The organism is Candidatus Binatia bacterium, from assembly GCA_026415395.1.
Lineage (GTDB): Bacteria > Desulfobacterota > Binatia > HRBIN30 > HRBIN30 > HRBIN30.
This window is the reverse complement of record JAOAHD010000024.1, coordinates 24,412-32,750: the sequence shown is the minus strand read 5'-3', so window position 1 is coordinate 32,750 and position 8,339 is coordinate 24,412. Positions and strand designations below refer to the sequence as shown.

6 protein-coding genes are annotated in these 8,339 nt (G+C 63.6%); 1 reads left to right on the top strand and 5 read right to left on the bottom strand.

Annotated elements, in window-relative coordinates; genetic code table 11:
* Positions 1-1,466: 1,466 nt before the first annotated feature.
* Complete coding sequence (gene hisN / locus N3C12_15975) at positions 1,467-2,288, top strand: histidinol-phosphatase (protein ID MCX8073913.1); 822 nt, start codon at positions 1,467-1,469, stop codon at positions 2,286-2,288.
* Here hisN and N3C12_15970 read toward each other — a convergent pair.
* The 5 genes from N3C12_15970 to N3C12_15950 form a co-directional block, all read right to left on the bottom strand.
* A complete protein-coding gene (locus tag N3C12_15970; GenBank protein MCX8073912.1) occupies positions 2,285-3,286 on the bottom strand; it encodes a D-2-hydroxyacid dehydrogenase in 1,002 nt (333 codons plus the stop codon). The genes hisN and N3C12_15970 overlap by 4 nt on opposite strands.
* A 16-nt stretch (positions 3,287-3,302) precedes the next feature.
* Positions 3,303-4,505 carry an MFS transporter gene (locus N3C12_15965; protein MCX8073911.1) on the bottom strand — a complete coding sequence of 401 codons (1,203 nt, stop codon included), beginning with the start codon at positions 4,503-4,505 and terminating at the stop codon, positions 3,303-3,305.
* Positions 4,506-4,631: 126 nt separating this feature from the next.
* On the bottom strand, positions 4,632-5,870 hold the full coding sequence (locus N3C12_15960) for an acyl-CoA dehydrogenase family protein (protein MCX8073910.1): 1,239 nt from the start codon (positions 5,868-5,870) through the stop codon (positions 4,632-4,634).
* Positions 5,871-5,889: 19 nt separating this feature from the next.
* Entirely contained in the window at positions 5,890-7,005 is a 1,116-nt protein-coding gene (locus N3C12_15955; protein MCX8073909.1) for an acyl-CoA/acyl-ACP dehydrogenase, read from the bottom strand.
* Positions 7,006-7,100: 95 nt separating this feature from the next.
* Entirely contained in the window at positions 7,101-8,231 is a 1,131-nt protein-coding gene (locus tag N3C12_15950) for a glycosyltransferase (protein ID MCX8073908.1), read from the bottom strand.
* Positions 8,232-8,339 lie beyond the last annotated feature (108 nt).

Genomic DNA, 8,339 nt, shown 5'->3' with positions numbered 1-8,339 from the left:
TGTCTAAAGCTTCGCTGCAGGTTTGTTTGCACTCCGTGCCGCCAGTGCACGGGTCGCCGCTGTGCTCGCAGACACCAAGGCCGTCGCAGGTGTCGCTGCCGTTGCAGAACAGGCCGTCGTCACAGGAGGTACCTTGCGGGGCGTTTCCCTGAAACACGCACGATCCGCTGCCGTCGCACTGATCAACGGTGCACACGTTTTCGTCGAGGTCGCAGGCGGTGCCTTACGCCGCAGGAGTGTGCCGGCAGCCAGACCCCGAATCGCAGCTATCCGTGGTGCACACATTCCCGTCGTCGCAGCTTGGCGGGGCTCAACCGACGCACACGCCATTTTCGCAGGCATCGCCGGCGGTGCAGGTGTTACCGTCATCGCAGGCGGCCACTGGGTAGGTGCAGGTTTGTGGATCACAGCCACATACTGGGTGTTGCCCAGGCTCAAGCTCGCATCGCTCGCCGGGCTCCACGACGCCGTTCCCACACTCGGGGCAAGTGGGCTGTGGGGAATTCCCCCAACACAGCACGCTGCCGTCGGCCTTAAGCCCACAGGTGTGCCAGCCACCTGCGCTCACTTCCGCGAACGTTTCTCCTTCAGGCGGCGTCCTTTGACCCTCAGTATTCCTGCCCCAGCACAGCACCCTACCGTTACTGCGCCGCGCGCAAGTGTGCAGCCATGCGGCACTAATCTCCTCAAACACCAGGTCGCAACTGCCCCAGGCGCGAGGAACATGCCAGCCGATACAGGCGGCGGCAGCCAGCACTCCTGCAACAGACCTGCGCACTACCGCCGGCAAGCCCACAGCCTTGCTCGGCGCCTTTGGGAGCCCACCTCGAACAGGTGCCTTTCCCGTACTCCGTTCATTACATCGCACCTCCCCTTGCTTTTGCTTCGCCCCTCGGGCCTCGGCGCCCATTCCGGGTTGAAGCAAAGGCCGATAAACGGCCTCTCCCGGCAGCAAGCCTGCATCCACACCGCCCCCCTCCCGTGCTCGCTTCCATGGAGCCGGCAACGCCAAGCGGACCAACCCCCCACCGAGTTCGCCCCGCGGCACGACCTCCTCCGAGCTGCTGAACCCTCAAATCCGCCATGCACCTGGTTGCGCAGCGCAGCCGCTGGCCACCTACCCGCTCGGCCACGTTCCCATTGGTTGGCAGCACCATCGCACCCCTTACTGAGCCCCTGGGAGAATCAACGGCCATGCTCTTGCTGCCGGGCACAGGGCTTTGCCGAGCGGGCACTTATCTGTGCGTTTTTTGACGATATCCCACAGCGAACTTTGTTCGTTGGTCTTGCAAGGCCAATCGGACACCCAAGGTAGGAAACCGGGAACGCAGCGGTGCACGGTCGGGAGAATGTAAACGTACATGTGGAGTGTCCGAAACAACCAGTGGGGACCGAATAGGCAACGAGCGTCGCGTTGCCTTTCCCTTGCGAGCTGGTAAACACGCCCCCGGCTTGCAGGCGACCCCATGGCGTTATCGACAGAGGAGCTCCAGGAGTTTTTAGCCTTTGCGCACCGCTTGGCGGACGTTGCCGGCGCGGCCATTTTGCCGTTCTTCCGCCAGGCTCCCGCGGAGCGGAACAAATCGGCGACGGGTGGGTTCGATCCGGTCACCGCGGCGGATCACGCCGCCGAAGAAGCCATGCGCCAGCTTATCCGCCAGCGTTACCCGGAGCACGGGATTTTCGGTGAAGAGCAAGGCCGACACGCGGGCAGCGGTGCGCTGACTTGGGTGCTGGACCCGATCGATGGCACCCGCGCATTTCTCACCGGCATCCCACTGTGGGGCACGTTGATCGCACTCAACGATGGCACGGCACCGGTGCTGGGGGTGATGGACCAACCGTTTACCGGCGAGCGCTTTGTCGGCAGTGCGCTAGGTGCCTGGTTCCTACATCGGGGCCATACCACACCGCTACGCGTGCGCGCCTGCACATCGCTCGGCGAGGCGAGGTTGCAGTGCACCGACCCGCGCATATTCCAGCCCAAAGAGCGTGCCGCGTTCGACGAGTTGCAGAGCCGCGTGCAGCTCACGCGCTTTAGCGGCGATTGCTACGCATACTGCATGGTGGCCCTCGGCTGCATCGACTTGGTCGTGGAGTCGGGACTGCAACCCTACGACGTGCAAGCGCTCATCCCGATTATCGAACGTGCAGGCGGTGTGATGACCAACTGGCGCGGGGGCGACTGTAGCGGCGGTGGACAAGTGATTGCTGCGGGCGACCCGCGCGTGCATGCGCAAGCGCTGGAAATCTTGGCGCATGCCGCGGCAAGCACGCACGAAACTTAAACGACCTCGCCTGCCCGCACCCGGTTGCGTAGCTCTTCCCCGGCCAACCAGCGGCGCAAGTTGTCGAGGAAAAGCTCGCTCACGCGCTGGCGGTTGCCCCGTGCACCGGCAGCATCGTGCGGAGATAAGAGCACGTTCGGCAACTCCCAGAGCGGCGAGGTTTCCGGCAACGGCTCCTCGGCAAACACATCGAGATATGCACCGGCCAAGCGTTGCGCGCGGAGTGCCTCGATCAACGCGGGTTCGTCGACCACTGCGCCCCGGCTCACGTTCACAAGATGGGCGTGCGGGGGCAGCCGCTCAAGCCGCGCGGCATCGATGAGGCCGCGGGTCTGTTCTGTCAGCGGGCAGGTGAGCACCAGCCAATCCGCCCGCGGGAGCACGCGATCGATGTCAGCGAGGGCGATGACTTCGTCGGCACCCGGCACGGCTATCGCCTGGGTCCGCACCGCAATCACTCGGAGGCCAAAGGCCTTTGCCAAGCGCGCCACTTCGCGGCCAATGGCGCCGAGGCCGACAATCACCATCGTTTGCCCGTTCAAATCGGCGCGCTGCTCGCCGAGGCGCTGCCAACGCTTGCTTCGCTGCGCCGCCAGCCACTGTGGCAAACCGCGGGCGAAGCTCAGCACTGCCGCCATCACCGAGTGGGCCACCGGGGCAGCATTCGCACCAGCGGAAGTGGTGATCACCACCCCGCGCTGCAAAATCGCGGCAAAGGCCGGGTGGTCGACGCCTGCGTTGGGCACATGAAACCACTGCAGGCGGGGAGCGCGTGAGACCACGCCAAAAAAGCGGCGCGTGAACTGCGGATCGACTTCCCAGTACCCGTTGAAGGTCGCCACCGTGATTGCCTGGAGTGATGCCTCATCGAACCGCTGGCCTTCGCTGGGAGGGAGAACGAACCGCACCTCCCGCCCCGCGGCGTCGCAGAGGCTGCGCACCTGCTGCCCATACGCTTCGAAAAACTCGCGGTTGGCAAACAAGCCGATGGATTCCATCTACCCGTCCTCGTGCTCACGCATGCGCACGGCGGATACGTGCATTCGTCCAAACGAGCACCAAAATCAGCGCCATGACTGCGGAATTCATCAAGTGAGGGCCATGCCGATCCAAGCTGTAAAGTGCGGTGCCGAGCATCGGTCCGAACACATTGCCGATGACCGACACGCCACCTAGCAAACCTGCGACGGAACCTTGTTCGGCGGGAGTCACCGCGAGCGAGGCGGCGGCCGCGGCTCCGGGGCGAACCAGCCCCATCCCCAAGCCGAGAGCAGCGAGAGCCAAGAAATACACCGGCAGGTTGGAGCCGAAAACGAAGGCGAGAAAAGCGGCCAGCATGAGCAACGTGCCGACACGAATCATCGTTCGCGGAGCGGGTCGGAAACGCTGCACGATCACCAATTGTGAAAACAATCCTGCTATGGCCAACACCACGAAACCCGTGCCCGAGTAGCGCACCGTATCGTGGGCATCGAGTTGCAACGTATCTTGCAGGAAAAACGCCAAGGTAATGATGGTTGTTGCGCGCACCGCTTGGAGCGCGGTGACGACTCCCAAGAACGGCAGCACCCGCCGATCTCCCACGCGCATGCGCGGAGGTCGCTCCGGCCGTTGCTCGCGCGGCAGTTCGGTTTCGGGGAGGAAGTGCCAGATGGTTGCGGCGCTCACCACAGCGAGCGCGGCAGCCAGGTACAACGGCGCCACGATACCGAACGATGCGAGCGCCGCCCCCACGCCCGGTCCGATGGTTTCGCCGAGCCCCATGGCCGCGCTCACGAGCGCCACCCCAGCGGTACGTTCGCTGCGCGAGGTGCGGTCGGCAATGTAAGCTTGCGAAGCTGGGCCTGTGCCCGACCCGACCAAGGCAAAGATGCAACGGGAGGCAATGAGCAACGGGTACACCACACTGGCCGGCAGCCAGCGCTCGGTACCGATGCGAATGACCGTGGCGAGGGCAGCCATCGAGGTAGCGTAACCGAGGAGCCCGATGAGAATGATTTTCCGCCGTCCCGTAACATCGCTCTTGCGCCCCCACCAAGGACTGACGAACACCCACAAGAAAGCCGAGGTGGCAAAGATCGTGGAGACTTGGAACGGCGTAATACCGATCTCCCGCGCCGCTGGCGGCAAAATGGAAAACAACATGGACTGCCCCATACCCACGCTGAGCAGGCAGGCGAACAGTAAGGCAAAGGCGCGTCGATTAGCAGCGCTCACGGCATACCACCTAGAGCGCGCCGTGCGAGGCGGCGCCAGCGGACGAACGCCAGCGGAGCAACGAGCCGTCGAGCCCGTTGCTTCGCTTGCGCAAAAAACGTGTCGATTGGCCGGTGCGCCTGCGGGCTACGACCGCGGGCCCGTCGGCACGTCTTTGAACGGAATGCCCTTGTCGACGCGAATTTCTGGCGGCAAGCCGAGCACGCGTTCGGCGATGATATTGCGCAAGATCTCGTCGGTTCCTCCTGCCAGCCGCAGCCCCGGCGAGCCCAGGTAAGCGAGTTGCCAAACGGCATCCTCGGGAGCGCTCCGGTCGAGTAACGCAGCCGCGGCACCTTCGAGATCGAGCGCGAACGCCGCCATATTTTGCCGCAGCGGCGCGCCCACCAGTTTGCCGATTGAGCTCTCCGGTCCGGGCGTTTGCCCGCGCGACAACGCGGTTTGCACTCGATAGCTAGTGTACTGCAAGCCCTTCGCCCGCACATAAAAATCGGCCAGCCGTTGCCGCACGCCAGCATCCGCGATTGCCGGCTTGCCGTTCCACAAAACCGTGCGGGCCAAGCGAAACAAGTCGCGAAATTCCGGACCACCGGCGCCAGCGCCGATGGCGTGGCGCTCGTTCATCAGCGTCGTCAACGCGCAGCGCCAGCCATCGTTCACATCGCCAACGCGGTTTTTGTCGGGCACCCGAACGTCGGTAAAAAACACTTCGTTAAAGCTCGACATGCCGTTCATTTGTTTGATGGGCCGAATCTCGATCCCCGGCGACTGCATGTCGACGATGAAGTACGTAATGCCCCGGTGCTTCTCGGCGTTAGGATCCGTGCGGGTGACGATCATTCCCCACTTGGAGTACTGCGCACCAGTCGTCCAAATTTTCTGGCCATTGATGATCCAGTCGTCGCCGTCGCGAACCGCAGTTGTGCGCAGCCCGGCCAAATCCGACCCCGCAGCCGGCTCACTGAACAACTGACACCAAATTTCGTCGCCGCGCAGCATGGGCGGGAGGTAACGGCGCTTTTGCTCCTCGGTGCCATGCACCATGATGGTGGGGCCGAGCATGCCTTGCCCGATGGCGAAAATGTTCGGTGGGGTTTTGAAGCGCGCCTCTTCTTGGCTCCAAATCACCGCTTGGATCGGAGTTGCGCCACGGCCGCCGTATTCCTTGGGCCAAGTAATGCACGCCCAGCCTGCGTCGGCTTTTTTGCGCTGCCATTCTTGCGCTTTGCGCACCATGTCCGGGTCGAACCGCCCCTCCAAGCCTGCCGGCTGCTCGCCGGGCGCGAGGGGCTCGGCGTTGGCCTCTAACCAAGCACGCGCTTCTGCGCGAAATGCCGCTTCTTCCGGGGTATCGTTAAAGTCCATCGCAGTTCCTCCGCGTTGTTTAAGAAGCTTGCTCTCGTGCCTCCAAGCAACTCACCAACCGTTCGCGCCACACGGGCGCAGGGCCGAGGATCGCCGCCAGGTAACGCGCGCGGCGATAAAACAAATGGGCATCGTGTTCCCAGGTGAAACCCATGCCGCCGTGCATTTGGATCATTTCTTTGCTGGCCAGCTCGAACGTGGCAGTGGCCGACACCCGTGCTCCGCAAGCCGCCACAGCAAGCTCCGGTGCCTCGTTACTCAAGGCCCACGCGCCGTAGTAACAATTGGAACGGGTCAGCTCGAGTTCCACGTACCAATCGGCCAGGCGATGCTTGAGCGCTTGGAACGAGGCAATGGGCCGCCCGAACGCATAGCGGTTGAGCGTGTATTCGCGGGTAATCTCGAACGCGCGTTGCGCGCCCCCGAGTTGCTCGAACGCGTACAACACGGCAGCGCGGTCGAACACATGCCCAATGGTTTCCCAGCCGCAAGGCCGACCGCCGAGCCATTCCATCGGGGCACGCTCGAACTCGAGGGTGGCCACTGAGCGACTCGGGTCGATGGATTGTACGTGCTGGCGCCGCACGCCGCTGCTGTGTAAGTCGACGATCGCCAGGCCGACATCGCGCCCGCTTTTTGCGGTTACGAGAGCAAAGTCGGCAACGTCCCCATCGGGCACTGCTGTTTTGCTGCCCGAGAGCTTGCCGGCCCGCACGGCAGTTTTCACCGACCGCTCACCGGCATCTCCCGCAGCATCGAAGTGCGCCAGGGTAGCGATCGCCTCCCCGCGGCTCAAGCGCGGCAAGTACTGCTGTTTTTGCTCCTCTGTTCCTGCAACCAGAAGCGCTTCCGCAGCGAGATACACGGAGGGGCCGAACGGAATCGGCGCGAGCACTCGCCCGAGCTCCTCGGCGATGACGGCCAGCTCGAGGCGACCGAAACCCGCACCGCCGTAAACTTCCGGAATCGCCGTGCCCAGCCAGCCTTGCTGAGCGACCGCCTGCCACAGGTTCGTCGAGTAAGAACTATCGGTCTCCAGCACCTGCCGGCAGAGCGTCAGCGGCGCCTCTTTCGCGAGGAACGCGCGGACGTTCTCGCGGAGCAATTTCTGTTCTTCGGAAAAATCAAAATTCATGCGGCACTCCTCGACTCGGAATCACAAGTGGAAACAGGCGTTATTAAAAGGTGCGCCGTCCTTGAGTCAATTGCCGGGTGGGGCTGGGCCCCGGCTTAAGCGGCGCGGTATTCACGTCCCTTCCAGCGGGTACGGGTGCCGCGATAGTAACGCCAGGCGGAGAGAACCGTCATCCAGAGATACAGCGCCGCGGAGAGTGGCAAAGCCAAAGCCCAAGGGGCGCGGCAATCGAGATAGCGCACCGCAGGGAGATAGGTTCGCACCATGGCGATGTATGCGAGTGCACCCCACCAGCGAGCTGGGGGGCCGGAGAAAAGGAGCGCCCAGGCTGGCCACACGAACACTAAGAACAGCCCGACCACGCAGAGCACGAGCAGCCATGGGTTGTAGCCGAGTTGCGTGTAGGCGCTGCGCGCCACCATGTCGGCAACTGCTCGAACCGAGCCGTAGTTGCGGGTCGACTGCACGCCGCGGTGATAGCCGAGCCAAAGGTGCCCGCCGGCGCGCTTGCACACGCGGGCCAAGGCAACATCGTCGATCACCGCATCGCGAATCGCTTCGATTCCACCGGCGCGCTCGAGCAACTCGCGACGGACCAGCATGCAACCGCCGGCGGCACCGGCGTCGCGCACGCCATCGTTACCAATGCGGTGAAAGGAGTACAGCATGGCAAAGAAGTAGGTGAACGCTGGGATGAGGAGTTTCTCCGCCCAGGTGTCCGTGCGCAGGCGTGCCATCACCGAAACAAAGTTGCGCTTGTGGCGGTGCGCGGTAGCGAGCAGCCGTTCGAGCACGTCGGGTTCGTGGCGGATGTCCGCATCGGTAAACCACACCCACTCTGCACCCAAGCGCTGCGCCTCTTCATACCCGGCCCGTTGAGCCCATACCTTCCCCATCCAACCGGACGGCAGTGGCGGGGGCTGTAGCAAACGGAAGCGGTCGCTTGCGCCATAGTCCGCCGCCAAGCGCGTTGCGACCGCAGCGGTGTCGTCGGTGGAATGATCATCGACGAGCACAACGGTGAAGTCGGCGTAGCTCTGCCGCAAGAGCAGTGGCAGCGTGGCAGGAAGTTCGCCGGCCTCGTTGCGTGCCGGCACTACCGCCACGACCCGTCCCCAGTTCCCGGGCGCAAGCACCCGTTCGAGCTGCGGTTCGATGCGCCAGCGCCAGCCGAACACTGCGTAAAGCGCCCACGCCGTGGCAATCAGCATCAGAAGCAGAGTCATGGATGTCTGCTGTTTGTCAGAATCCGTGCGCTGGTGAAAGCCTCGGAATTTCGAGGAGGAGGAACGGTGGCACCCGCAGGCGGCGGTGCCCGCCCGCAGCGAATCGTA

Bases quoted from the DNA above. Each gene is read 5' to 3' on its own strand.
- hisN (MCX8073913.1), top strand. From the start codon at position 1,467: ATGGCGTTATCGACAGAGGAGCTCCAGGAGTTTTTAGCCTTTGCGCAC.
- N3C12_15970 (MCX8073912.1), bottom strand. From the start codon at position 3,286: ATGGAATCCATCGGCTTGTTTGCCAACCGCGAGTTTTTCGAAGCGTAT.
- N3C12_15960 (MCX8073910.1), bottom strand. From the start codon at position 5,870: ATGGACTTTAACGATACCCCGGAAGAAGCGGCATTTCGCGCAGAAGCG.
- N3C12_15955 (MCX8073909.1), bottom strand. From the start codon at position 7,005: ATGAATTTTGATTTTTCCGAAGAACAGAAATTGCTCCGCGAGAACGTC.
- N3C12_15950 (MCX8073908.1), bottom strand. From the start codon at position 8,231: ATGACTCTGCTTCTGATGCTGATTGCCACGGCGTGGGCGCTTTACGCA.